The sequence below is a fragment of the Bradyrhizobium sp. WSM4874 genome (assembly GCF_055811835.1).
Window position 1 is genome coordinate 1 of sequence record NZ_JBVVPR010000203.1, and the last position, 520, is coordinate 520.

At 59.2% G+C, this 520-nt stretch carries 1 pseudogene; it reads right to left on the minus strand.

Annotation, left to right across the window (positions count from 1 at the left end):
• Positions 1-503 (minus strand): annotated as a pseudogene (locus AC0L3P_RS40045) (transposase); the annotation flags it as partial.
• Positions 504-520: the final 17 nt, after the last annotated feature.

Below are 520 nucleotides of genomic sequence, written 5' to 3' on the forward strand. Positions count from 1 at the left end.
TTTGACGTTAACGGCCCAGCCCTCCCGTTGCAGCAGCACATGAATGCGCCGATAGCCGTATCTCACCCGCGTCGCGCAGATGTCCTTGATCCGGTGTTTGAGAGCGGCCTGGTCGCCGCGCTTCGACTTGTAGACGTAAAGAGCGCGATCAACCCGAAGCGTGGAGCAGGCCCGCCTGACTGACACCTTCCAGTCAGTTCGCACCTTGTCGACAAGCTCGCGCTTGCGGCCAGGCCTCAGAGCTTTTTTGAGAGCACATCCTGAAGCATGGCCTTGTCCAACGACAGGTCGGCGACAATCCGCTTCAGCTTCCCGTTCTCTTCCTCAAGCTGACGCAGCCGCTTCATCTCCGAGGGCATCAAGCCTGCATACTTCTTCCGCCAGTTGTAGAAGGTTGCCTCGCTGATCCCGGCCTTGCGGCAGACCTCGGCCACCGCCGAGCCGTCTTCAGCCTGCTTCAGCACGAATGCAATCTGCGCCTCTGAAAACTTCGATGCCTTCATGGAATTCTCCTCTCCCC